Raw genomic sequence first — 21,559 nt, 5'->3', positions numbered from 1 at the left:
GCCACCGCAGCCCCTCAATGCGTTCAGCTGTTACTTCTTGCTGTAGCTGATGCGATAGATCGCACCGGCCCAGTCGTCGGCGACGAGGATGGAGCCATCCTTGTCGAGCAGGATATCGGCGGGACGGCCGAGATAGCCCTGGTCACCCTCGATCCAGCCGGATGCGAAGATTTCCTGCTTGGCATTCTTGCCGTCCGGGCTCGCGGTGATCTTCACGATGCGGCCGCCCTGGTACTTGTGCCGGTTCCAGGAGCCATGCTCGGCGATCAGGATCGCGTTCTTGTAATCGGCCGGGAATTGGCTGCCGGTATAGAACTTCATGCCGAGCGGAGCCACGTGCGCGCCGAGATTGTAGACCGGCGGGGTGAACTCCGAGCACTTGTGACCCATCGCGAACTTGGTGTCCGGCAAATTGCCCTGGTGGCAATAGGGATAGCCGAAATGCTCGCCGATCTTCGAGATCATGTTGAGCTTGTCGCTCGGCAGATCGTCGCTGATCCAGTCACGGGCGTTTTCGGTGAACCAGTACTTGCCGGTGCGCGGATCGACGTCGCCGCCGACCGAGTTGCGCACGCCGAGCGCCCAGATCTCCGCGTTGCCGGTCTTGGGATCGACGCGGCGGATCTGCGACACCGAGGTCGGCGGGATGCCGATGTTGAAGGGCGGTCCGAACGGAATGTAGAACCAGCCGTCCTTGTCGACGGCGATGTACTTCCAGCCATGCGCCGCATAGGACGGCATGTCGTCATACACCACCTTGCCCTGGCCGAGATTGTCGAGATTGGCCTCGGCGTTGTCGTACTTGATCAGCTTGTCGACCGCGATGACGTAGAGCGCGCCGTCGCGGAAGGCGAGGCCGGTCGGCATGTTGAGGCCCTTGAGGATGGTCTTGACCTCTTTCTTGCCGTTGTTGTCCTTGATCGCGTAGACGTTGCCGAGGCCGAACGAGCCGACGAACAGCGTGCCCTTGTCTCCCCAGGCCATCTGCCGCGCCGCGAGCACGTTCGAGGCATAGACCTCGATCTTGAAGCCCGGCGGCAGCTTGATCTTCTTCATCATGGTGGCGAGTTCGGCGTCGGAGGCGCCGGTCGGCGGACCGGACGGCGGGGCAAGGCCCTTCTGCGCTTCGGTCTCGTCGCCGAGGAACCAGTCATCCGGCGGATGGGTCCAGAATTCCTTGTTGCCGGATTCGTATTTCTTCAGCGCGCGGCTCTTGTCGGTCTGTTGCTGCGCATTGGCGAAGGTGCTCCCCGCCAGCAGCGCGATCGCCGCGAACGCAAGTATTGATCGATTGAAAGCTGATTTCATCGAGTCACTCCCCTATGCAAGCCGTTGCAGCTTGCCTGTTATTGATTTTGAACGCCCTGAGAGATGGTGGTTGGCGCGGTCTGTGAGGTAGGTCAGACGGCAAAATGGTAGCACATCCATCGACGCTGAAAAGCGCATGCAGCAGTGTGCGCTGCGTCAAAACAAGTTGAGACGAAATTTGAAACGAAATTTTCCCGCACACGCTGCCTGATAACAAGGCATTCTGCACTGCGGCGTAATATTCGAATGAAGCTAACGCTCGGAATCGCCGCTAACGCGCCGAGAGGCGCGCGAGACCGAGCGCTTGCGCCTTGGCCTTCGACAGCGGCCTGAACAAAACGCTGCGGCGCTGCCCGCCGGAGATCGCCGCGATCTTGAAGCCGTCATCGGCGGCGACGATGTCGCCGGTCCGCAACGTCATGTCGTCCTCGATCGCGATCGGCGACAGGCCGGTCGACGCACTGGCGTTGCACGTGCATTGCGGCACGATCTCGCGCTGGAAGCGGAAGGCATTCGCCAGCGCCTTGTAGGTCTCGCCCGCTTCGGTTCGGGCGCTGTCGATGTCGGAGCCGGAATACAGCTTCACCTCGGCGGCGGGGCAGGCGGCCTCGCACGCCCTGACATCCACCGCCTCGCTCACCTGCGGCAGCGGGAAGAAGCGGCCATCACAGGTCCTGACGCAGAAGTTGCGCCAGCCGCCGCCCGATCGCGTCGTGATGTAGACCCGCCGCCGCGGTTGCTCGGCGGGCTCAAACTCAGGCGCCGGCGCAAAGCCGGGCATGGCAAAGAAATTGGGCGCCGGAGTGTAGGCCGAGTCGCTCGGCAATTGCTGCGCTGAAGCCGGCGGACATGCCCAGCCGCCAACGATCACGACCAGCACAGCAACGCCCGCGCGAGCCAGACGGCGGTTCAATCCGGAAGCTGGGGTCCAACCGATCATTCAATTTCTTGCGGTTGCTTGCACTTGCTGCCGGGCCGAAAGGTGAGCGGGCGGCCGTCTCGCGCCGGCCCTCGACGTCGACAGCAACACAGATTTCTATCAGTTTTACGAACCGGCGGTTTGACGGTTAACGAAAGGCCGCCGCCACGGACGAACGATGCATGTCGGTTGTGGTGCGGCGCAATACCGTCCGGAGCCGACGCTTGATCGGTGGTGGAGCGGGAGGTCCCAGATGCGGGTATTCGTCACGGGGGGGACCGGCGTCATTGGTTCTGCGGTGGTGTGCGAGCTGATCGCCCGCGGCCACCGCGTCCTTGGATTGGCTCGGTCGGACGCCGCGGCGGCCAGGCTTGCCGCACGCGGCGCCGCCGTGATGGCCGGCGACATCGCCACGCCGGACACATAGGTCGCGCGGCTTCCCGACGTCGACGCGGTGATTCACATGGCCTGTGATTTTTCGTCCGATATGGGGGCGATCGAACGGCGTCTGCTCGACGCGCTGTTGCCAGCGCTTGCGACGCCATCGGGCCGGATTCGGTTCATCTACACCGGTGGCTGCTGGTTGTTCGGCCCGACGGGCGACGTCGTCGCGAACGAGAGCGCGACGCTGGCCCCGCTGCCCGCCTTTGCGTGGATGTTGCCGCATCTCGAGCGCGTCCTGATCTCACGCGAGCTCCACGGCATCGTCGTTCATCCCGCGATGGTCTATGAGGCCGCTGGCGGCGTCTTCCGGCGCTTTGCGCATGAAGCATGTAAGGGCGCCGCGATCCGTGTCGTCGGCGGCGAGAGCGTGCGCTGGCCGCTGGTGCATAGTCATGATCTGGCGACGCTCTACGCGCTTGCACTCGACCGCGCCCCGGCGCGATCAAGCTTTATCGGCGCTGCGATCGAAGGCCACCCGGTCGGGCGGATCGCCCGTGCATTCGCGCGACGATCCGGCAAGCCGCAAGACCCGGTGATCGTTTCCGCCGACGCGATCGCGGCTGAGCTCGGAGAGTGGGCGCGGGGCTACGCGCTCGACCAGCGCCTGAGCGGCACGAAGGCCCGGCACGACCTCGGCTGGCAGCCAAGACATCTCGACCCCGAAGCAGCGATCGCTGCCGATACCTGACAACAAAAAAGCCCGCTTCGACGGGCGGGCCTTCATCAGATTGTCAGCTGTGTCAGCGAGATATTCGGTCAGCGAGATGTTTGGAGCGGGCGAAGGGGCTCGAACCCTCGACCCCGACCTTGGCAAGGTCGTGCTCTACCACTGAGCTACACCCGCGTCCGAAATGGCGGCGATCGCTCGCCGACAACGGCAGACCTATGCCAAAAGCCGCTCGCGAATGCAACACAAGAGCGCGGTCCGGGACTCACGAAATCGGGTGGTTTCCTTAAAAATTGACCCCGAATCGACCGAATTTGACGATCCTGCTGGATTTCTTTTTGCGCTTCCGCCGGAACGGGCCGCAAAGCGATCTCGTTCCGGGGCGATTCGAGCCGAGGTCCACCCGGTGGGATGGCGTTGAAATCCGGAGTCCCCGATCGAACCCGGCCGGGCGGCCGGCGATTGAAATTTGCCGACTGACCGCCATTTACTGGGCGTGATCTTGCGGAAAACCGGTTCCCACTCTTCCGGGATCATGCTCTAGCCTGACAGAACGGCTGAACCGGCCGTGCGGAGCGTGCTAGAACGCCCCCATAATTTTTGACCTCAGACGACCAGGCGAGGACAACGTGACGATAATGGAGCAGGGCGGCCCCACGCCCCAGGCAGCGCCCGATCTGATCAAGGAGACGACGACCCAGACCTTCGTCAAGGACGTCATCGAGGAATCGCGCCGTCAGCCGGTGCTGATCGACTTCTGGGCGCCCTGGTGCGGTCCGTGCCGTCAGCTCACGCCGATGCTTGAAAAGGCGGTCCGCAACGCCAAGGGCCGGGTCAAGCTGGTCAAGATGAACATCGACGACCACCCGCAGATCCCGGGCCAGATGGGCATCCAGTCGATCCCGGCCGTGATCGCCTTCGTCAACGGCCAGCCCGCCGATGGCTTCATGGGCGCGGTGCCGGAGAGCCAGCTCAACGCCTTCATCGACAAGATCACCAAGGGCGTTCCGGCCGCCGGCGAGCCCAATCTGACCGAGATCCTGGCCGAGGCCGACGCCGTGCTCGCCGAGGGCGACGCCGAGGCGGCCGCGCAGATCTATGCCGAGGTGCTGGCGCACGACGCCACCAACATCGCAGCCCTCGCCGGCCTCGCCAAATGCTACATGACGTCGGGTGCGGTGGAGCAGGCCAAGCAGACGCTCGCGATGGTCCCGGAATCCAAGCGCAACGACGCCGCGGTGAAGGCGGTGCAGACGGCGATCGAGCTCGCCGAGCAGGCGCAGTCGGTCGGCCCGATCGCGGAGCTGGAACAGAAAGTCGCCGCAAACCCGCTCGATCATCAGGCCAGGTTCGATCTCGCAACCGCGCTCAATGCGATGGGCAAGCGCACTGAAGCGACCGAGCAGCTGCTCGCCATCGTCAAGCGCGACCGCAAGTGGAACGACGACGGCGCGCGCAAGCAGCTGGTGCAGTTCTTCGAGGCGTGGGGCGGCACCGATGAAGCAACCGTCGAGGGGCGCAGGCGGTTGTCGACCATCCTGTTCTCGTAAGATTCGCCCGTCACAGCAGCGGGACCGCAAATGCCGATCAATGCCGAATATCGCGGGCCCGGCGAGCTGCCGGAGGTGATCCCGGTGTTCCCGCTGCCCGGCGCGCTGCTGTTGCCGCGCGGCCAGATGCCGCTCAACATCTTCGAGCCGCGCTATCTCGCGATGATCGACGACGCGCTGCGCGACGGTCATCGCCTGATCGGGATGATCCAGCCCGACGTCGCGCATTCGCACAAGGAGGCGAGGCCGGCGCTGTTCCGCATCGGCTGCGTCGGCCGCATCACCCAGCTCGCCGAATCTGGCGACGGCCGCTACATCCTCGAACTGACCGGCGTCGCGCGCTTCAAGGTGGTCGAGGAGCTGACCGTGCAGACCCCGTACCGGCAGTGCAAGGTCGATTTCTTCTCGTTCACCGGCGACTTCACCGCGCGCAAGGGCGAAGACGCCGTCGACCGCAAGGCGCTGCTCGAGGTGCTCGCCGATTTCCTCGAAGCCAACAATCTGAAGGTCGACTGGGACGGCATCGAATCCGCGCCCAACGAGGCGCTGGTCAACGCGCTGGCGATGATGTCGCCCTATGGTCCGGCCGAGAAGCAGGCGATGCTCGAGGCGCCCGACCTGAAGACCCGCGCCGAGATCCTGATCGCGGTCACCGAAATGGACCTCGCCAAGAAGCGCACGTCGGGCGACCCGCCGGTGCAGTAGCCTCCGGCTTCGCGATCAGCGATTGCGCAGCCGCTTGCGTCCCGTGAACATCGCGCGCACCAGGTTCTGACGCTGTAGCAAGCCGACCACGATGACGCCGAGCACGTGCAGCCCCACCAGGATGATGACCGCATCCGAGGCGTAGGCATGGGTATCCTCGACCCACCACACGCCGAAGAAGGTCACGGTGACCGCCATCGCCCCCGTGATCGCCGAGACCGCGAGCAACAGCAGCAGCGTCACCAGCATCGCGGTGCCGGCGGGGTTGAGCCCGATATAGCAGCCGGCGATGCCGCGGCGCAGATTCCAGATGTAACGCGGTGCGGCGCGCAGCCGGACACCGAGCCTGCCGAAACGCGCATGGCGCGTGCCGGCAAAGCCCCAGATCAGCCGGAACGCCAAGAGCCCGATCACCGCATAACCCGCGATCCGGTGCAGCCGGTCATAGGTATTGGGCGTCAGCCATGCGATCAGGACAAGGATGGCGAGCGCCCAGTGCCAGAGCCGCAGCGGCAGGTCCCAGACCTGCACGCTGGCCGCGCCGCGGGCACCCGGCGCCGCCTTCGTCATCGCGCCTGCTTCACTCGGTGGCTCACTTGGCCGTTCACTTGGCGATCGTGTGCTTCAGGCTGAGATCCTCCGGGCTGTAGAACAGCTCGTAGAGCTTGCCTTCCTTGACGCCATACACCTCGTAGCAGGAGCCCTCGATCTTCGAGCGGCGTACCTCGTAGCCGGCGGCCTTGGCCTTGGCTTCGGCATCGCTCGCCGGCTTCCACGACGCCTTGTCGAGCTTGGTGCAATCCTTGTAGCCGTCGGCCAGCGCCGCCGACCCCGCCAGTCCGAGCACACAGGCTGCAAGCGCAGCGCTCAAGATAATTCTCACGCGGATCTCCCCTCCATTGACGATGATGCCCGATAGCGCCATCGCGCCCGGACACATGCGTGAGCAAAACTGCGGTGATCGCCAAGTCAAGCAAGCGCGGTTTGCGCGGCGCTTTAGAGCCATTCTAGCGGTCGCGAAAACCGCTTTGATCTCCACGCGCAATCCGGTTTTGCCGCTCGGCTGCGGCCTTACGCCTCATCCGCACCCGATCAGGACGCGGCACCCGCCATTGCGAGGCGAACCACCGGACGTTCGGCGGCCGCCACGGCCCGTCCACCGATCATTTGCGCGACTTTCTCGCTCTGGACCGGCGGGCTGAAGTGGAAGCCCTGCACTTCGACGCAGGAATCCGCGCGGAGAATGTCGAGCTGCTCCCTGGTTTCGACGCCTTCGGCCGTCGTCGTCTTGCCGAGGCTGACCGCGAACCGAACGATCGCACGCGCGATCCTGCGCGACTCGTCGGTTGCCCCGCGAGTTCGGAGACGAAGCTGCGGTCGATCTTGACCTTGTCGAACGGAAACTTCTGAAGGAAGCTCAGCGACGAGTAGCCGGTGCCGAAATCGTCGAGCGCGATCCGTACCCCGAGATCGTGCAATTGGCTGAGCGCTGCAAACACCGCTTCGCTGTCCTGGATGATCGCCGTCTCGGTGACCTCGAGCTCGAGCTTGTCAGGCGAAACTCCGGCGTTTGCCAACGCCTGCACGATCACCGGCACCAGCTCCGGGCTCCTGAACTGCACCGGTGACAGGTTGATCGCGATCTTGAGATCGTCGGGCCATTTGGCGGCTTCGGCGCAGGCGGTACGTATCACCCATTCCCCGAGCGGCACGATCAGGCCGGTCTCTTCCGCCAGCGGGATGAACTGCGCCGGCGACACCATGCCGCGTTGCGGGTGATGCCAGCGCAACAGCGCCTCGAAGCCGCAGGTCTCGCCGCTCGCGACATGGATGAACGGCTGATAGTGCAACTCGAACTCGCCGTTGGCGAGCGCGCTGCGCATGTCGCGCTCGAGGCCGCGGCGGGATTGCAGCAACCGGTCGAGCTCCGGCTCGAAGAAACGGAACGAGCCGCGCCCGCCGCTCTTGGCCGAGTAGAGCGCAAGGTCGGCGCTGCGCAGGATCTCGTCCGAATCGGTGCCGTCGCGCGGCGCGATCGCGATGCCGATGCTGGTGCTGGTGCTCACCCGGTGGTGGCCGAGATCGATCGGCTCGCTGAGCGCCTTTCTGATCTTCTCGGCAAGCACGCCGGCTTCCGCAACCGGATCGGTGACGTAGTCGATGACAGCGAACTCGTCGCCGCCGAGCCGCGCGACCAGCGTGGTGTCGCCGACGCATCTGCGCAACCGTGCGGCCACCGACTTGAGCAGCGCATCGCCCGCCGGATGCCCGAGCGTGTCGTTGACCTCCTTGAAGCGATCGAGATCGAGCATCAGCACTGCAAGGCTTGGTCCGCCGCATCTCGCGCCGGAGAGCGCCTGCTCCATCCCCTCCTTGAGCAGCACGCGGTTCGGCAGGTCGGTCAGCGCGTCGTGTTGCGCCATGTAGGTGATCTTGGCCTCGGAGCGCCGCTGCTCGGTGACGTCGCGGTGCGTCGCCACCCAGCCGCCGCCGGGCATCGGGTGCCGCGTCACGCAGATCAGGCGGCCGTCGGCAAGCTCGTCGACCCGGCTGCTGATCTGGTCGGCCGGCAACGCATTCAATGTCGCCAGCACCTGGGTCGCGGCACTGTCGCTGGTCTCGCCCTTGAGGACGCCGTTGGCGATCCGATGCGTGATGATCTCGCGATGCGCGGTGCCGGGCAGCAGCAATTCGGGCGGCAGCCGGTACATCTTGGCGTAGCGTTCGTTGCACACGACGAGGCGCTTCTCCGCATCGAACATGCAGAGCCCCTCCCCCATGTGGTTGATCGCAGTGTCGAGCCGGAGCCTCTGCTCCTCCAGCTCCTTCTGCGACGCCTCGACCTGTTGTCGCGCCAGCGACAGCTGGCTGATGATCTCCTCGAAGCGGTGGGTGCGCAGCGCCAGCCGGCGGTCCGCGAGCACGCCGACCAGGCTCATTCCGAGCACCGAGAGCGCGACGCCCGCGATCACGATGGCAAGGAACGCCGGCGAGAGCGACATCGCTTCCGGACTCAACGACGGATCCGGGACGATCTCGACCGCGCCCATCGCGGTGAAATGATGCGACACGATCGCAAGCGTCAGCAGCACCGCCGCGACGAGCGACATCCAGCGATCCTGGTGGCGGACCGCGACCGACAGCGCGGCGTAGCCGAACAGCATGCCGAACGCGATGGAGGCCGCCACGAGATCGGTCGACCAGACCACACGGCCCGGCACTTCGAGTGCCCACATTCCGAGATAGTGCATGCTGGCGATGCCGATGCCGATCACGGCGCCGCCGACCGGTGCACGCCAGCCGCCGCTCGAATCGCTGGCGGCGAGGCCGAGGCCGCATGAGGTCAGCATCATCGCCACGGCGAGCGACAGCGCGGTCAGCGAGATGCCGTAGCCGGTCGGGACGCCGGGCTCGTAGGCGAGCATGGCAATGAAATGCGTGGCCCAGATGCCGTAGCCGATCGCAGCCCCCGCGATCGCGATCCAGATCAGCCGCGTCCGCGCCTGCGATGCGATCGCGCGATGGAAGATGTTGACGGCGACAATGCTGGCGACGAAGCAGACCAGTCCGGCGAGCAAAACGAGCCGCCAGTCATGCTCACCTGAAAGACACGTAAGAACGCGAAACATGCATCGGTCCATGGTTGTCCGTGCCGACAAGCTAGGCCGATTGAATTGTCGTCTCGATAATTTTCTGCAACTTTTGGTCGCATGGTTATCCGCGCGTAAGCCGATTCCACACGGAAATTGATGGCTCCATAAATTCTGTAGCCGCATCACTTCGCGTTGCTTCAAGCCTCGAGCGGTACGAGCACGGTCTCTCCGGTTGCGACCAGCGATAGCTCGCCCTGCTCGTTCTCCGCAAACAATTCGGCGCGCGCAAAAACCTGCCGGCGCCCGGCACGCAACGTGGTGCCTTTGGCAACGAGGCAGCGGCCCACGGCCGGCCTCAGACAGTTCATCGAGAAATGCGATGCGGTGACCGAGCCTACGATCGACGCAGCGGCGAAGCCGCATGCGGTATCGAGCAGAGCCGCGATCATGCCGGCATGCAGGTGCCCCGCATATTGGGTGAGATCGTCGCGCCACGGCATGCGCAGCTCGACTTCACCGGTACCGGCGCAGACGACTTCGAGGCCGACAAGCCGATTGAACGCCGCCGACGCATTGGTCGCAATCAAACGCTCCAGATCGAATCCCGCACCGTTGGAGACGCCCTGGCCGACACGATCATTCGTCATGGTTGCCCTCCGCTAATAGCCGGCGACCGCGAGCGCCACGACGGCGCTCATCGCCATCCAGCCGAAGTGCCGGAAGCGGGTCGCGACTGCATTCGCCAGCGCGGCGAAGCCGAACACGATGCCGAGCGTCACCACGATCCAGTGCCGCGCGGCGTCGGACGCCATTGCGGGCGCAGCGACCAGCAGCACACCGCCGCCGATCCAGGCCACCGTACCCGCCTGATAGACCAGATGGAGCAGGAAACGCAGTCGCGGCGGCTCGATCGTGGCGCGCGCGAATATTTTGGTCTCGCCGAGCACGCCATGGATCAGGCTGACCAGGATGGCGATCACTCCGGCGCCTTGCAGCAACAGATCACGCATCGCGACACCTCCGTACAGTACTGTATGGACAGTGCAGATAGAACATCCGTCGCTGGCGCCTGTCAATACACTTGTGTATGGTCGACGGGCGCGAACGGAAAACCATGACGGAACAGCTCTCAGCCAAGGACTGGCTCGACCAGGGCCTGAAGACGCTGGCGAAGCGCGGCTTCACGGCGCTCAAGGCCGAGCCGCTGGCCAAGGCGATGGGCGTCTCGCGCGGCAGCTTCTATTGGCATTTCGCCGACATCGCCGCCTACCGCAGCGCGATCCTCAGCCATTGGCGCGAGGTCGCGGCCGAGCAGGTGATCGCCGAGCTCGAGACGGTTCCGAAGGGCGCCGACGCGCTGGCGCTGTTGCTGCGCCGGACCTTCTCGGCGCGGCTCGCGCTGGAACGCGCAGTGCGCAGCTGGGCGACCGTCGATGCGACGACGCGGGCCGCCGTGCTCGAGGTCGACCGGCGCCGGATCGGCTACATCGAGACCCTGCTGCTGCAAACCGGATTCCCCGACGACGTGGCGCGCGGCCGCGCCCAGATCTTCTATTGGGCGTTCATCGGCTACGCGCTGTCCGAGCAGACCTTGCCGAAGGCGCAGCAACAGGCGGCGATCGACGAGCTGCTTCGCATGACCAAGCGCTGACAGCCTGCATTTGACTATGCTACACGGTGGGAAGCCGGAGACCGCAATGAATTCCACGACCGACCATCTCGAAAGCACCGCCGATCCCAAACTGCTCGAAATCCTGGTGTGCCCGATCACCAAGGGGCCGCTGGAGTTCGATGCCGCGCGGCAGGAGCTGATCTCGCGATCCGCGAAACTCGCCTATCCGATCCGCGACGGCATCCCGATCATGTTGCCGGAAGAGGCGCGCAAGATCGACTAGGGTGTGTTCCGAAAAACTGTGAAACAGTTTTCCCCACGACAAACGCGAAACGTTCGACCATGCTCCGATAAGGGGACCACATGCGCGCCGTCGGCACATGGCTGCTGCTGCTCGTTTCGCTGACGAGCGCGTCGGCCGACGAGAGCAAATTGCGCATCGGCCCGATCGACGCGGTGCTGGCGGTTCCGCCCGACATCGCCAAGCCACCGGTGGCGCTGCTGATCGCCGGCTCCGGCTCGACCGACCATGACGGCAACGGGCCGCAGCTCAAGCCGGCGACGCTGAAGAAACTCTCCGAGCAACTGGTCGCGCGCGGCATCGCGACGCTGCGCTACGACAAGCGCGGCGCCGGCGAATGGAAGAAGGAGTTCGGCCGTCCCGAGGACTTCCGCTTCAAGGACTTCGTCGGCGACGCGACATCGCTGATCGACTATCTGCGCGGCAGCGGCAAGTTCTCCCGTGTTGCGGTGGTCGGACACAGCGAGGGCGGTCTGGTCGCGATCCTCGCGGCGCAACGCGTGCCGATCGACCGGCTGGTGCTGCTGGCGACCGCCGCGCGCAAGCAGGGCGACGTGCTGAAGGCGCAGCTCGAGAAGCAGAGGCCGCCGGACAAGTTCGCGCCGATCGGCAAGGCCATCGATGACATCATGGCCGGGCAGATCGTCGACCCGCCGCCGGCAGGGCTTGCGATCGCGCCGGCGATGCAGCCCGCAATGGCGTCCGGCTTCAACGAGGATCCGGTCGATCCGATGCGGAAGATCACCGGGCCGACGCTGATCATCGCCGGCGGCCGCGACCACCAGCTGCCGCGGCTCGATTTCCTCGCGCTCACCACCGCCGACGTGGCAGCCAAATCGCTGTGGCTGCCGGACATGAATCATTTGCTGGTCGACGTCACCGACCAGGCCGAGGACATGGCGAGCTACAATCAGCCAGAGCGGCCGCTCGACCCCGATATGATCGACGCAGTGGCAGAGTTCGTCACGGCGCAGCGCCCTTGATGCGTAGCGCAGCGAGGACTACAGCGCCTCGCCCTTCAACAGACGCGGCACCTCGCCCGACAGTCCCGCCGCCTGGCGGATGAACATGCCCTTCAGCGGCGGCGCGCGATCGACCAGGCCGAGACCGATGTCGCGTACGGTGCGCAGCAATGTCGATTCGTTGGAGAACAGAAAGTTCAGCGCGTTGGTGGCAACGCCCATCGCCATCGTGTCGAAGCGGCGCCAGCGCTGGTAGCGCTCGAGTACGTCGGCCTGTCCGAGATCCATGCCGAGCCGCGCCGCGTCGACCACGACCTCTGCCAATGCTGCGACATCCTTCAGGCCCATATTGAGTCCCTGCCCCGCGATCGGATGGATCACGTGGGCGGCATCGCCGATCAATGCCAGCCGTTCGGCGATGAAGGAGCGCGCGACGAAATAGCCGAGCGGAAACGCGCGCGGCTTGTCGAGCGGCTTGATCTCGCCGAGATGCAGGCCGAAGCGTTGCTCGAGCTCGGCGTGGAATTCCTCGGCGCTCAAAGCCGTGATGCGCGCGGCGTCCTTGCGCGTCTCGGTCCACACCAGCGACGAACGGTTGCCGGTCAGCGGCAGGATCGCGAACGGGCCCGCGGGCAGGAAATGCTCCTCGGCGCGGCCGTGATGCTCGCGCTCATGCCCGACCGTGACCACGATGCCGGATTGATCATAGTCCCAGCCATGGGTCGCGATCCCGGCCCGTTCGCGCAGCTTCGAGCGCGCGCCGTCGGCCGCGACCAGCAGGCTCGCATCGATCTCGGCGCCGTCGGCCAAGGTGACGCTGACGCCGTCGGGCCGCGAGGCGAAGCTCGACACCGCGGTCGCCCGCAGCTCGACGCCTTCGGCTTCGGCCCGCGCCGCGAGCGCATCGATCAAATAGCGGTTCTCGACCATATGGGCGAAAGGCTCGCCGGGCTCGACATTGCCGGCGAAGGTCAGAAACACCGGGCGGGTCGCGTCCTCCAGCTTGGAGTCGGTCACCACCATGTCGGTGATCGGCTGCGCGGTCGGCGCCACCTGGCCCCAGACGCCGAGGGTCTCGAACAGCCGCCGGCAGGCCGCCACGATCGCGGTCGCGCGCGGATCGCGGCTCGGGCGCTGGCTCAGTGCCGGATCGGCCACGATCACCGGAACGTTCGGCCCCAGCCCCTGGCGCAACGCCACGGCCAGCGCCAGACCGGCGAATGCACCCCCGCAGATGACAATACTTCGCTGTGCCGGCATGCCTTTTCCCTACGCGCCTCACGCCATCAGACTGTGCTTGCTACCTGATATTAGCTGGGCGAAACAGGGGGCAGAAACAAGGCCATAATTCAACGGTCGTCATTCCGGGACACGCGCAGCGAGAGCCCGGAATCCATCAAGCCGCATGTTGCGTGGATGAATGGATTCCGGGCTCTCGCTTCGCGAGCCCCGGAATGACGAAAGAGAGCACCCCATGTCCAAGAGCCTGATCGACCTGCTGTCCATCCTCGATCTCGAGCAGCTCGAGGTGAATTTGTTCCGCGGCAACAGTCCGAAGACGAGCTGGCAGCGCGTGTTCGGCGGCCAGGTGATCGGCCAGGCCATGGTCGCGGCCTGCCGCACCGTCGAGGGCCGGCTGCCGCACTCGATCCATTGCTATTTCATCCTGCCCGGCGACCCGCAGATCCCGATTATCTACCAGGTCGAGCGGCTGCGCGACGGCAAGAGCTACACCACCCGCCGCGTCACTGCGATCCAGCACGGCAACGCGATCTTCTCCATCATGGTCTCGTTCCATTCCGACGAGGAGAGCAACTTCAATCACCAGGAGAAGATGCCGGACGTGCCGCCGCCGGAGAAGCTGACCGCGGAGGAAGTCTCGAAGCAGCCGATGTTCAAGGAGATGCCGGAGTTCATCCGCCGCTATTACGAGAGCGACCGGCCGATCGAGCTGCGCCCGGTCGAGCTCGGCCGCTATTTCGGCCAGAAGATCGACGACGGCCGCATCCATGTCTGGATCCGCACCGCGGCGAAGCTGCCCGACGATCCGGCGCTGCATCTGTGCGCGCTGGCCTATGCCTCGGACTTCTCGCTGCTCGATGCCGTGATGGCGCGCTACGGCCGCACGCTGTTCGATCGCCGCATGATGCCGGCGAGCCTCGATCACGCGATGTGGTTTCACCGCCCGTTCCGCGCCGACGAATGGCTGCTCTATTCGCAGGATTCGCCGAGCGCGCAGTCGGGCCGCGGCCTGACCCGCGGCCTGATCTTCAAGCCCGACGGCACGCTGGTGGCGTCCGTCGCGCAAGAAGGTTCGGTGCGCGAACGCAAATAGCTCTTAGCTACCTGCGTAGGCGCCGCGCTCGGTCAGCGCGAATTGCGAGATGAACCAGTTGGCGTACCAGCGCAGCATCCACGGGATCGGGATCAGGAAGGCGCAGGCGATCGAGGTCACGATGGTCCGCCACAGCACCTCGAGTCCGGATGCATTGAAGGAGACCTCGCGACGGGTGCCTTCGATGTTGCTGCAAATCCAGCGCATCCAGGCGGTCAGCACCCAGGCCCAGCCGACGATGGTGATGGTCGCGATCACCATCAGGACGTACCAGCCGACATAGACCAGCGGGCTGCCCTTGAACGAGATCGGCAGCTGCTCGCCGTTGGAGCTGAGGCGGCCGATGATCCAGCGCACGATCATCCAGCTCAGGAAGCCCTGCAACAGCAGCGAGAGCAGCGTGACGATGTTGCTGTCGGCAACTCCGGCATAGGTCAGAAGACCGAGCACGATGAAGGCGTACCAGATGTCGAGCGGCTGGCCGGTGAAGCCGAGGTTCGGGCGGCCCGGCACGCGGATGTACGGGATGGCCCAACGATACAGGCCGGTCGCGGTCCACGGCGCCGGGATCACGAGGATCTGGCCGATGAACATCAAGAGGCTGCGTCCGAACAGGCCCCAGATCGGGAAATCGGCCGACAACGCGCCTCCGCTATAGCTTCCGGAGGCCACCACCGGCGGCGGTCCGCCGGCCTGCGGGAACGCCGGCGGCGCGCCCGCGCTCGGAACCAGGCCTGGAATCTCCCCGGCCTTCTGCCAGCCGGCCATGCCCTCGGTCCACACCAGGGTGTCCGCCCGCACCATGCCACGGGTGATCAGGTCGCGGAGCTGAGCCTCCGGCAAGGGGCCCTTCTGCTGGCCGTCGGATGCATAAAACCAGTTTCGGTTCGACATTTTCTTGTTTCCTCGGGGCGCGGGTGCCCGCGCTGTGACGAGAATGAGCCAGCAGGACCGCTGGCCGGGGCGGGAAAGCCATATTCTGGCCGACGGTTGTCGTCCCGTACAGTGACGGAGTTCATGCGCTGCGCACGTTTTCCCCTTCAACCTGCAACTTTTTTATGCCATTTGCCCAGAAAGCTGCCAGATTTGGCGGACCCGAAAACGCTGGCTCCAGATCGCAAATTGCCGCTTCTGGAGGCGGTGGGTGCCGTTCCGGGGACGGGCGCACCCGGAAAACCTCAAGGGAATGAAGGCCTGAACCATGAAACTCGTCGTCGCGATCATCAAACCGTTCAAGCTCGATGAGGTACGCCAGGCGCTGACCGCGATCGGCGTCCATGGCATGACGGTGACCGAGGTGAAGGGCTATGGCCGCCAGAAGGGCCACACCGAAATCTATCGCGGCGCCGAATATGTCGTGAACTTCCTGCCCAAGCTCAGGATCGAGATCGCGGTCGATTCCAACCTCGCCGAGCAGGCGGTCAGCGTCATCACCCAGCATGCCCGCACCGGCCAGATCGGCGACGGCAAGATCTTCGTGACGCCGATCGACCACGCCCTGCGCATTCGCACCGGCGAGACCGATAACGACGCGCTCTGAACTTGATCAAAACGCCGCCGGCAACGACGCCGGTGCGCGGCAAAAAATCCGCACCAAAAACTGCGACACGCCGGGGAATGATGATGGGGGCACGGGCTCTTCGTGCAGCGAGTTCAGCTGCGCCGATCACTGCTGCAATGCTGTTCGCGCAGGCTGCGCCGGCCTTCGCGCAAGACGCCGCAGCCAATTCGGCTGCCAATCCCGGCATCAACGCCGCCGACACCGCCTGGATGATCGTCGCCACCGCGCTGGTGCTGATGATGACGATCCCGGGGCTCGCGCTGTTCTACTCCGGCATGGTGCGCAAGAAGAACGTGCTGGCGACGATGGCGCAGAGCCTCACCGCGGTTGCGCTGATCTCGATCCTCTGGGTCACCTTCGGCTATTCGCTGACCTTCGTCGGCAACGGTCCCTGGCTCGGCTCGCTCGACAGCTGGTTCCTGGCCGGCATCACCATGGACAGCGTCAATCCGGCGGCCAAGACCATCCCGGAAGCGCTGTTCATGCTGTACCAGATGACGTTCGCGATCATCACGGTGGCGCTGGTCGCAGGCTCGGTCGCCGACCGCATGCGGTTCTCGGCCTATGTGCTGTTCTCGATCGGCTGGTTCATCTTCGCCTATGTGCCGCTGGCCCATTGGGTGTGGGGCGGCGGCTTCCTCGCGTCGGCGGGCGTGCTGGATTTCGCCGGCGGCCTCGTCGTGCATCTGTCCGCCGGCATCAGCGGGCTGGTCGCGGCCAAGGTGATGGGCAACCGGCACGGCTATGGCCATGACAATCTGTCGCCGTTCGATCTGTCGCTCGCGGTGGTCGGCACCGGGCTGCTGTGGGTCGGCTGGTTCGGCTTCAACGGCGGCTCGGCGCTCGCGGCCAATTCGCGCGCCGTGTTTGCCATCACCGCCACGCATCTTGCAGCCTGCGCCGGCGCGCTGACCTGGGGCGCGATCGAATGGGCAACCCGCCGCAAGCCGTCGGTGCTCGGCATGATCTCGGGCGCGGTCGCAGGGCTCGGCACCATCACCCCGGCCTCCGGCTTCGTCGCGCCGTGGCACGGCGTCATCATCGGCATCCTCGCCGGCCTGATCTGCTACTGGGCCTGTACCTGGCTCAAGCATCGCTTCCGTTATGACGACTCGCTCGACGTGTTCGGCGTGCACGGCATCGGCGGCCTGACCGGCACCCTGCTCGCGGGCATTTTCGCAGTCTCGGCGATCGGCGGCACCTCCGGCCTGCTCGAAGGCAATCCGAAGCAACTGCTGATCCAGCTCTACGGCGTCATCGTTACGGCGCTCTGGTGCGGCGTCGTCACTTTCGTGCTGCTCAAGCTGGTCTCGGCCTTCGTGCCGCTGCGGGTCTCGACCCAGCAGGAGCTCGAGGGTCTCGACATCTCGCAGCACGGCGAGGCGTTGCAGTAGCGATCGCCGCGACGGCGAATCCGCAAAACAACCCCATGCAAAGCACCCACGCGGCGCGGCCTGGGAACAGTTCGGGCTTGCGCAACACATAAGTGTATGCTTATGTGTTGGCATGATCGAAGCCGACATCTTCAAGGCACTGGCCGACCCGACGCGCCGCAAGGTGTTCGAAAAGCTCGCGGGCGGCAGCCTCAACGCCAGCGCGCTGCGCGATGGCCTTGAGATCAGCCAGCCGGCAATGTCGCAGCATCTCGCGGTGCTGCGCGCGGCCGGCCTGGTGCGCGAGCAGCGGCAAGGCCGCTTCGTCAATTACGAGGTCGACCCCGACGGCATCGCCAGCATCGGGACCTGGCTCGCCCGGTACCGCGCCTATTGGCCGAAGCGCATCGAAGCGCTCTCCGACCTGCTGAAGGACATGGATCAATGAGCGACACGGTCGAGCCTGATGCGGACACAACCCTGGTGATCGAATACGAGCTCGACGCGCCGCCTGAAAAAGTATGGCGCGCGGTCACCATTCCGGCGCTGCGCGAACGCTGGCTGCCGGATGCCGATCTCGCCGGCGCCGAGCCGGAAGCAACGATCACAGGCGAAGAGGTGCGATACCGGCTCCGCGAGCCCGAACCGCCATTTCGCGAAAGCCATGTCACCTTCCGGATCGAGCCGAACGAGGCCGGCGGCACCAGGTTTCGCATCATCCAGCAAGCCTGCGACATCAGGGAAAAACAGCCGCAGCCAGCCAACGGCAACCACCGCACCGTGATGCGCGCGGCCTGATCGCGAACTTCATCCGAGACGTCATCACCTGCCAGAATGGAGGTCGCCGATGCGCGACATGATGCAGCTCGTCCCCATGGTCGTCGAACAATCCACCCGCGGCGAACGCTCGTTCGACATCTATTCGAGGCTGTTGCGCGAGCGGATCATCTTCCTGAACGGCGAGGTCAACGACGCGATGTCCGGACTGGTGTGCGCGCAATTGCTGTTCCTGGAGGCGGACAACCCGAACAAGCCGATCAACCTCTACATCAACTCCTATGGCGGCGTGATCACCAGCGGACTTGCGATGTACGACACCATGCAGTTCATCAAGGCGCCGGTTCACACGCTGTGCATGGGCACCGCGCGGTCCATGGGCTCGTTCCTGCTGATGGCCGGCGAGCCCGGGCACCGCGCCGCGCTTCCCAATGCCAGCCTCCACGTCCACCAGCCGCTCGGCGGCTTTCAGGGCCAGGCCACCGACATCCTGATCCACGCCACCGAGATCCAGGAGACCAAGCGGCGCATCATCCGGCTCTATGCCCAGCACTGCGGGCGCTCCGAAGCCGACGTCGAGCGGACGCTGGACCGCGATCACTTCATGTCAGCCCAGCAGGCGCTGGAATGGGGGCTGATCGACAAGGTGTTTGCGGCACGCGACGCCGCCTAATGGCCCAGCATCACCCCATCTAAATACCTACTGCTGCTCCCCTGCTGAGCAGAATTGTGTCCGGACCCTGGCTTGCTCACGAATTGAGCCAGTCTGATTAGATTTTAGGCGCGGCGGAATAGCGCAGGGCTGCGCGCCTCCCGCAATGCGGGAAAATATTCGGATTCATAATCCATTAGCGAACTCCGGCCGGTTGGCACGGCATTTGATTCTAAGGGTCCCGGCTGTGCCCGCGTAGTGGAAGTCCTCCGCGTGGTGAACCTCAGTCGAAACTCCCGGCGTTCGTTCGCGCCGGGCCCAAGCGGGGATAGGACTCATGAAAATTGTTATGGCGATCATTAAGCCATTCAAGCTGGAAGAGGTCCGTGACGCCCTGACCGCCATTGGCGTTCACGGTCTCACGGTGACGGAAGTCAAGGGATACGGCCGTCAGAAGGGCCACACGGAAATCTATCGCGGCGCCGAATATGCGGTGAGCTTCCTGCCCAAGATCAAGATCGAAGTCGCAGTCAACTCCGATCAGGTCGACAAGACCATCGACGCCATCACCTCCGCCGCCAAGACCGGACAGATCGGCGACGGCAAGATCTTCGTCATCAGCCTCGAGCACGCCGTGCGCATCCGCACCGGCGAGGCCGATGCTGCGGCCCTCTGATTTCGCGCTCAAACCTTAAGACCTCAGGAGTGAAATAACATGACGTTCAAGCGTCCCTATGGCGCGGGACTGGCGGCCCTTGCAGTCGGCCTGTTCGCCGCGACCGCCGCCTACGCCGAGCCAACCGTCAACAAGGGCGACAACGCCTGGATGCTGACCTCGACGGTGCTGGTGCTGTTGATGACCATCCCCGGCCTCGCGCTGTTCTATGGCGGCCTGGTCCGTTCCAAGAACATGCTCTCAGTGCTGGCGCAGGTGTTCTACACGGTCTGCCTCGTCACCGTGCTCTGGGCCCTCTACGGCTACAGCCTCGCCTTCACCGGCGGCTCCGACTTCATCGGCGGCTTCTCCAAGGCCTTCCTGATGGGCGTCACCCCGGACTCGAAGGCGGCGACCTTCTCGGTCGACGCCAACATCTCGGAGCTCATCTATATGTGCTTCCAGATGACCTTCGCGGCGATCACGCCGGCCCTCATCGTCGGCGCCTTCGCCGAGCGGATGAAGTTCGCGGCGATCGCGCTGTTCATCCCGCTCTGGGTGACGCTGATCTATTTCCCGATCGCACACATGGTCTGGTACTGGCCGGGCCCGGACGCGATCCAGGATGCCGCCAAGGCGCTCGCCGCCGCGGCTGACGGCGCGGCCAAGACCGCGGCGCAGGCCAAGCTCGACGAGATCAACGCCGACGCGGGCTGGATCTTCAAGAAGGGCGCCATCGACTTCGCCGGCGGCACCGTCGTGCACATCAACGCCGGCATCGCCGGCCTGGTCGGCGCGCTCTTGATCGGCAAGCGCACCGGCTACGGCAAGGAGCTGATGGCTCCGCACTCGCTGACCATGACCATGATCGGCGCCTCGCTGCTCTGGGTCGGCTGGTTCGGCTTCAACGCCGGGTCCAACCTCGAAGCCAATGGCGGCGCTGCGCTCGCCATGACCAACTCCTTCGTGGCAACCGCCGCGGCGGCGCTGTCGTGGATGTTCGCGGAGTGGATCATCAAGGGCCATCCCTCGCTGCTCGGCGCGCTCTCGGGCGCGGTCGCGGGCCTCGTCGCGGTGACGCCGGCGGCCGGCTTCGCCGGTCCGATGGGCGCCATCGTGCTCGGCCTCGTGGTCGGCGTGGTCTGCCTGTTCTTCTGCACCGTGGTGAAGAACGCGCTCGGCTATGACGACTCGCTCGACGTGTTCGGCGTCCACTGCGTCGGCGGCATCGTCGGCGCGCTCGGCACCGGCATCCTGGTCAACCCGGCGCTCGGTGGTGCGGGCATCATCGACTACACCGCGATCCCGCCGAAGGTCGCCGATTACGACTTCGCTGCGCAGATGATCTCGCAGTGCTGGGGCGTCGGCACCACGCTGGTGTGGTCCGGCATCGGCTCGGCGATCCTCTACAAGGTCGTCGACGTGATCGTCGGCCTGCGCGCCAATGTCGAGACCGAGCGTGAAGGCCTCGACATCACCGAGCACACCGAGCGCGCCTACAACATGTAAGGGTTCTCCCGGGGCGCGACCTCCCCAAGCGGTCGTTCCCAGAACTACGGTCCGGGCACATACCCGGCAATGTCCGGGCCGTTGAGGGGCTCCAGCGCAAGTTGGAGCCCCTTTCTTTTTTTGCGGCTTGAGAAAATAATGTCGGAATTGCCTGCCATTGTGGAATGGCGGGCGACAAACAACGAAACCGACAACAAAAACGGGAGGACGTCATGAAGGTGCAAGGCAAGTGCTATTGCGGCAACGTGCGCTATGAGGCCGAGGGCGAACCGATGATGGCGGCGCAATGCCTGTGCCGCGAATGCCAGTACATCACCGGCGGCGGACCGAACATGTTCATGGCGATGCCGACCACCGGCTTCAAATATACCGCGAGCGAGCCCAAGCAATTCACGCGCAAGGATCTCGAGCGCGCCGTGACCCGCGAATTCTGCCCGGAATGCGGCACCCATCTGGTGACCAAGGTGCCCGGCCTGCCCGCCACGATCCTGAAGGTCGGCACCTTCGACGACCCCAGCGTGTTCACCCCGCAGATGACGATCTACACCTGCGACAAGCAGCTCTTCCACCACGTGCCCGAAGGCAAGCCGTCATTCGACAAGCTGCCGGCGCGGTAAGGCGCCGCGCATTGATTGG

General features: G+C 65.0%; 25 protein-coding genes, 1 tRNA gene and 1 pseudogene. 16 read left to right on the top strand and 11 right to left on the bottom strand.

Going from position 1 to position 21,559, the window contains the following annotated elements; all coding sequences use genetic code 11:
• Window positions 1-30: 30 nt before the first annotated feature.
• Window positions 31-1,308, bottom strand: coding sequence for a sorbosone dehydrogenase family protein (locus tag CWS35_RS06435; RefSeq protein ID WP_024583115.1), 1,278 nt, complete (start codon window positions 1,306-1,308; stop codon window positions 31-33).
• A 271-nt stretch (window positions 1,309-1,579) separates the two neighbouring features.
• Window positions 1,580-2,248, bottom strand: a complete 669-nt coding sequence (locus tag CWS35_RS06430; protein ID WP_043855215.1) for a DUF2865 domain-containing protein — start codon at window positions 2,246-2,248, stop codon at window positions 1,580-1,582.
• Between the two features lie 232 nt (window positions 2,249-2,480).
• Here CWS35_RS06430 and CWS35_RS38810 point away from each other — a divergent pair, with 232 nt between their 5' ends.
• On the top strand, window positions 2,481-2,654 hold the full coding sequence (locus CWS35_RS38810; RefSeq protein ID WP_157817079.1) for an NAD-dependent epimerase/dehydratase family protein: 174 nt from the start codon (window positions 2,481-2,483) through the stop codon (window positions 2,652-2,654).
• A gap of 36 nt (window positions 2,655-2,690) precedes the next feature.
• Complete coding sequence (locus CWS35_RS06425) at window positions 2,691-3,359, top strand: hypothetical protein (RefSeq protein ID WP_157817078.1); 669 nt, start codon at window positions 2,691-2,693, stop codon at window positions 3,357-3,359.
• Between the two features lie 81 nt (window positions 3,360-3,440).
• On the opposite strand, the gene CWS35_RS06420 is transcribed toward CWS35_RS06425, so the two are convergent.
• Window positions 3,441-3,515 (bottom strand) — tRNA-Gly (locus CWS35_RS06420).
• Window positions 3,516-3,967: 452 nt separating this feature from the next.
• Between CWS35_RS06420 and trxA the strand changes: the two genes are divergently transcribed.
• Window positions 3,968-4,888, top strand: coding sequence for a thioredoxin (trxA, locus tag CWS35_RS06415; RefSeq protein WP_024583113.1), 921 nt, complete (start codon window positions 3,968-3,970; stop codon window positions 4,886-4,888).
• Window positions 4,889-4,918: 30 nt separating this feature from the next.
• The gene (locus CWS35_RS06410; RefSeq protein ID WP_100951368.1) at window positions 4,919-5,593 is read left to right on the top strand and encodes an LON peptidase substrate-binding domain-containing protein; all 675 of its coding nucleotides are present in this window, start codon (window positions 4,919-4,921) and stop codon (window positions 5,591-5,593) included.
• Window positions 5,594-5,608: 15 nt separating this feature from the next.
• Here the strand turns inward: CWS35_RS06410 and CWS35_RS06405 are convergent, their stop codons facing one another.
• The 6 genes and pseudogenes from CWS35_RS06405 to CWS35_RS06385 form a co-directional block, all read right to left on the bottom strand.
• Window positions 5,609-6,163: a cytochrome b/b6 domain-containing protein gene (locus CWS35_RS06405; RefSeq protein ID WP_100951366.1), complete on the bottom strand. Its 555-nt coding sequence runs from the start codon at window positions 6,161-6,163 to the stop codon at window positions 5,609-5,611.
• 34 nt (window positions 6,164-6,197) lie between these two features.
• The gene (locus CWS35_RS06400) at window positions 6,198-6,482 is read right to left on the bottom strand and encodes a PepSY domain-containing protein (protein ID WP_371412430.1); all 285 of its coding nucleotides are present in this window, start codon (window positions 6,480-6,482) and stop codon (window positions 6,198-6,200) included.
• A 203-nt stretch (window positions 6,483-6,685) separates the two neighbouring features.
• Window positions 6,686-6,910 (bottom strand): EAL domain-containing protein, encoded by a 225-nt coding sequence (locus tag CWS35_RS40565; RefSeq protein ID WP_371682858.1) that lies wholly within the window; start codon window positions 6,908-6,910, stop codon window positions 6,686-6,688.
• Window positions 6,911-7,002: 92 nt separating this feature from the next.
• Window positions 7,003-9,018, bottom strand: a pseudogene (locus CWS35_RS06395) (EAL domain-containing protein); the annotation flags it as partial.
• Between the two features lie 365 nt (window positions 9,019-9,383).
• A complete protein-coding gene (locus CWS35_RS06390; protein WP_100951364.1) occupies window positions 9,384-9,833 on the bottom strand; it encodes a PaaI family thioesterase in 450 nt (149 codons plus the stop codon).
• A gap of 12 nt (window positions 9,834-9,845) precedes the next feature.
• Window positions 9,846-10,196: a hypothetical protein gene (locus CWS35_RS06385; RefSeq protein ID WP_024583108.1), complete on the bottom strand. Its 351-nt coding sequence runs from the start codon at window positions 10,194-10,196 to the stop codon at window positions 9,846-9,848.
• A gap of 104 nt (window positions 10,197-10,300) precedes the next feature.
• Here CWS35_RS06385 and CWS35_RS06380 point away from each other — a divergent pair, with 104 nt between their 5' ends.
• From CWS35_RS06380 to CWS35_RS06370, 3 genes are all read left to right on the top strand, one after another.
• Window positions 10,301-10,837: a TetR/AcrR family transcriptional regulator gene (locus tag CWS35_RS06380; protein WP_024583107.1), complete on the top strand. Its 537-nt coding sequence runs from the start codon at window positions 10,301-10,303 to the stop codon at window positions 10,835-10,837.
• Window positions 10,838-10,883: 46 nt separating this feature from the next.
• On the top strand, window positions 10,884-11,081 hold the full coding sequence (locus CWS35_RS06375; protein WP_018269337.1) for a Trm112 family protein: 198 nt from the start codon (window positions 10,884-10,886) through the stop codon (window positions 11,079-11,081).
• An 80-nt stretch (window positions 11,082-11,161) separates the two neighbouring features.
• Complete coding sequence (locus tag CWS35_RS06370) at window positions 11,162-12,082, top strand: S9 family peptidase (RefSeq protein ID WP_100951362.1); 921 nt, start codon at window positions 11,162-11,164, stop codon at window positions 12,080-12,082.
• Window positions 12,083-12,100: 18 nt separating this feature from the next.
• Here CWS35_RS06370 and CWS35_RS06365 read toward each other — a convergent pair whose 3' ends face one another.
• Window positions 12,101-13,321: a ubiquinone biosynthesis hydroxylase gene (locus CWS35_RS06365; RefSeq protein WP_100951360.1), complete on the bottom strand. Its 1,221-nt coding sequence runs from the start codon at window positions 13,319-13,321 to the stop codon at window positions 12,101-12,103.
• Between the two features lie 214 nt (window positions 13,322-13,535).
• Between CWS35_RS06365 and tesB the strand changes: the two genes are divergently transcribed.
• Complete coding sequence (tesB, locus tag CWS35_RS06355; protein ID WP_100951358.1) at window positions 13,536-14,396, top strand: acyl-CoA thioesterase II; 861 nt, start codon at window positions 13,536-13,538, stop codon at window positions 14,394-14,396.
• 3 nt (window positions 14,397-14,399) lie between these two features.
• Here the strand turns inward: tesB and CWS35_RS06350 are convergent, their stop codons facing one another.
• Window positions 14,400-15,290: a DUF4339 domain-containing protein gene (locus tag CWS35_RS06350; RefSeq protein ID WP_024583103.1), complete on the bottom strand. Its 891-nt coding sequence runs from the start codon at window positions 15,288-15,290 to the stop codon at window positions 14,400-14,402.
• A 307-nt stretch (window positions 15,291-15,597) separates the two neighbouring features.
• Between CWS35_RS06350 and CWS35_RS06345 the strand changes: the two genes are divergently transcribed.
• From CWS35_RS06345 to CWS35_RS06310, 8 genes are all read left to right on the top strand, one after another.
• Window positions 15,598-15,936 carry a P-II family nitrogen regulator gene (locus CWS35_RS06345; RefSeq protein ID WP_024583102.1) on the top strand — a complete coding sequence of 113 codons (339 nt, stop codon included), beginning with the start codon at window positions 15,598-15,600 and terminating at the stop codon, window positions 15,934-15,936.
• A gap of 137 nt (window positions 15,937-16,073) precedes the next feature.
• The gene (locus CWS35_RS06340) at window positions 16,074-17,351 is read left to right on the top strand and encodes an ammonium transporter (protein WP_245438888.1); all 1,278 of its coding nucleotides are present in this window, start codon (window positions 16,074-16,076) and stop codon (window positions 17,349-17,351) included.
• Between the two features lie 112 nt (window positions 17,352-17,463).
• On the top strand, window positions 17,464-17,778 hold the full coding sequence (locus CWS35_RS06335) for a helix-turn-helix transcriptional regulator (RefSeq protein ID WP_024583100.1): 315 nt from the start codon (window positions 17,464-17,466) through the stop codon (window positions 17,776-17,778).
• Window positions 17,775-18,128, top strand: coding sequence for an SRPBCC domain-containing protein (locus CWS35_RS06330; RefSeq protein ID WP_024583099.1), 354 nt, complete (start codon window positions 17,775-17,777; stop codon window positions 18,126-18,128). The genes CWS35_RS06335 and CWS35_RS06330 overlap by 4 nt, the downstream gene beginning before the upstream one ends.
• A gap of 49 nt (window positions 18,129-18,177) precedes the next feature.
• Window positions 18,178-18,780, top strand: a complete 603-nt coding sequence (locus CWS35_RS06325; protein ID WP_024583098.1) for an ATP-dependent Clp protease proteolytic subunit — start codon at window positions 18,178-18,180, stop codon at window positions 18,778-18,780.
• 316 nt (window positions 18,781-19,096) lie between these two features.
• Entirely contained in the window at window positions 19,097-19,435 is a 339-nt protein-coding gene (locus tag CWS35_RS06320; RefSeq protein ID WP_024583097.1) for a P-II family nitrogen regulator, read from the top strand.
• A 39-nt stretch (window positions 19,436-19,474) separates the two neighbouring features.
• On the top strand, window positions 19,475-20,923 hold the full coding sequence (locus CWS35_RS06315; protein ID WP_024583096.1) for an ammonium transporter: 1,449 nt from the start codon (window positions 19,475-19,477) through the stop codon (window positions 20,921-20,923).
• Between the two features lie 212 nt (window positions 20,924-21,135).
• Complete coding sequence (locus CWS35_RS06310) at window positions 21,136-21,540, top strand: GFA family protein (protein ID WP_100951356.1); 405 nt, start codon at window positions 21,136-21,138, stop codon at window positions 21,538-21,540.
• Window positions 21,541-21,559 lie beyond the last annotated feature (19 nt).

It is taken from the genome of Bradyrhizobium sp. SK17 (assembly GCF_002831585.1).
Classification (GTDB): Bacteria; Pseudomonadota; Alphaproteobacteria; order Rhizobiales; family Xanthobacteraceae; genus Bradyrhizobium.
The sequence above is the reverse complement of the archived record's forward strand: the minus strand, read 5'-3'. Positions and strand labels throughout refer to the sequence as shown.

What these genes read in the sequence shown, in the direction of transcription:
- CWS35_RS06435 (WP_024583115.1), bottom strand. Translation starts at nt 1,308, where the DNA reads ATGAAATCAGCTTTCAATCGATCAATACTTGCGTTCGCGGCGATCGCG.
- CWS35_RS06430 (WP_043855215.1), bottom strand. Translation starts at nt 2,248, where the DNA reads ATGATCGGTTGGACCCCAGCTTCCGGATTGAACCGCCGTCTGGCTCGC.
- CWS35_RS38810 (WP_157817079.1), top strand. Translation starts at nt 2,481, where the DNA reads ATGCGGGTATTCGTCACGGGGGGGACCGGCGTCATTGGTTCTGCGGTG.
- CWS35_RS06425 (WP_157817078.1), top strand. Translation starts at nt 2,691, where the DNA reads ATGGCCTGTGATTTTTCGTCCGATATGGGGGCGATCGAACGGCGTCTG.
- CWS35_RS06410 (WP_100951368.1), top strand. Translation starts at nt 4,919, where the DNA reads ATGCCGATCAATGCCGAATATCGCGGGCCCGGCGAGCTGCCGGAGGTG.
- CWS35_RS06405 (WP_100951366.1), bottom strand. Translation starts at nt 6,163, where the DNA reads ATGACGAAGGCGGCGCCGGGTGCCCGCGGCGCGGCCAGCGTGCAGGTC.
- CWS35_RS06390 (WP_100951364.1), bottom strand. Translation starts at nt 9,833, where the DNA reads ATGACGAATGATCGTGTCGGCCAGGGCGTCTCCAACGGTGCGGGATTC.
- CWS35_RS06385 (WP_024583108.1), bottom strand. Translation starts at nt 10,196, where the DNA reads ATGCGTGATCTGTTGCTGCAAGGCGCCGGAGTGATCGCCATCCTGGTC.
- CWS35_RS06380 (WP_024583107.1), top strand. Translation starts at nt 10,301, where the DNA reads ATGACGGAACAGCTCTCAGCCAAGGACTGGCTCGACCAGGGCCTGAAG.
- CWS35_RS06375 (WP_018269337.1), top strand. Translation starts at nt 10,884, where the DNA reads ATGAATTCCACGACCGACCATCTCGAAAGCACCGCCGATCCCAAACTG.
- CWS35_RS06370 (WP_100951362.1), top strand. Translation starts at nt 11,162, where the DNA reads ATGCGCGCCGTCGGCACATGGCTGCTGCTGCTCGTTTCGCTGACGAGC.
- CWS35_RS06365 (WP_100951360.1), bottom strand. Translation starts at nt 13,321, where the DNA reads ATGCCGGCACAGCGAAGTATTGTCATCTGCGGGGGTGCATTCGCCGGT.
- tesB (WP_100951358.1), top strand. Translation starts at nt 13,536, where the DNA reads ATGTCCAAGAGCCTGATCGACCTGCTGTCCATCCTCGATCTCGAGCAG.
- CWS35_RS06350 (WP_024583103.1), bottom strand. Translation starts at nt 15,290, where the DNA reads ATGTCGAACCGAAACTGGTTTTATGCATCCGACGGCCAGCAGAAGGGC.
- CWS35_RS06345 (WP_024583102.1), top strand. Translation starts at nt 15,598, where the DNA reads ATGAAACTCGTCGTCGCGATCATCAAACCGTTCAAGCTCGATGAGGTA.
- CWS35_RS06340 (WP_245438888.1), top strand. Translation starts at nt 16,074, where the DNA reads ATGCTGTTCGCGCAGGCTGCGCCGGCCTTCGCGCAAGACGCCGCAGCC.
- CWS35_RS06335 (WP_024583100.1), top strand. Translation starts at nt 17,464, where the DNA reads ATGATCGAAGCCGACATCTTCAAGGCACTGGCCGACCCGACGCGCCGC.
- CWS35_RS06330 (WP_024583099.1), top strand. Translation starts at nt 17,775, where the DNA reads ATGAGCGACACGGTCGAGCCTGATGCGGACACAACCCTGGTGATCGAA.
- CWS35_RS06325 (WP_024583098.1), top strand. Translation starts at nt 18,178, where the DNA reads ATGCGCGACATGATGCAGCTCGTCCCCATGGTCGTCGAACAATCCACC.
- CWS35_RS06320 (WP_024583097.1), top strand. Translation starts at nt 19,097, where the DNA reads ATGAAAATTGTTATGGCGATCATTAAGCCATTCAAGCTGGAAGAGGTC.
- CWS35_RS06315 (WP_024583096.1), top strand. Translation starts at nt 19,475, where the DNA reads ATGACGTTCAAGCGTCCCTATGGCGCGGGACTGGCGGCCCTTGCAGTC.
- CWS35_RS06310 (WP_100951356.1), top strand. Translation starts at nt 21,136, where the DNA reads ATGAAGGTGCAAGGCAAGTGCTATTGCGGCAACGTGCGCTATGAGGCC.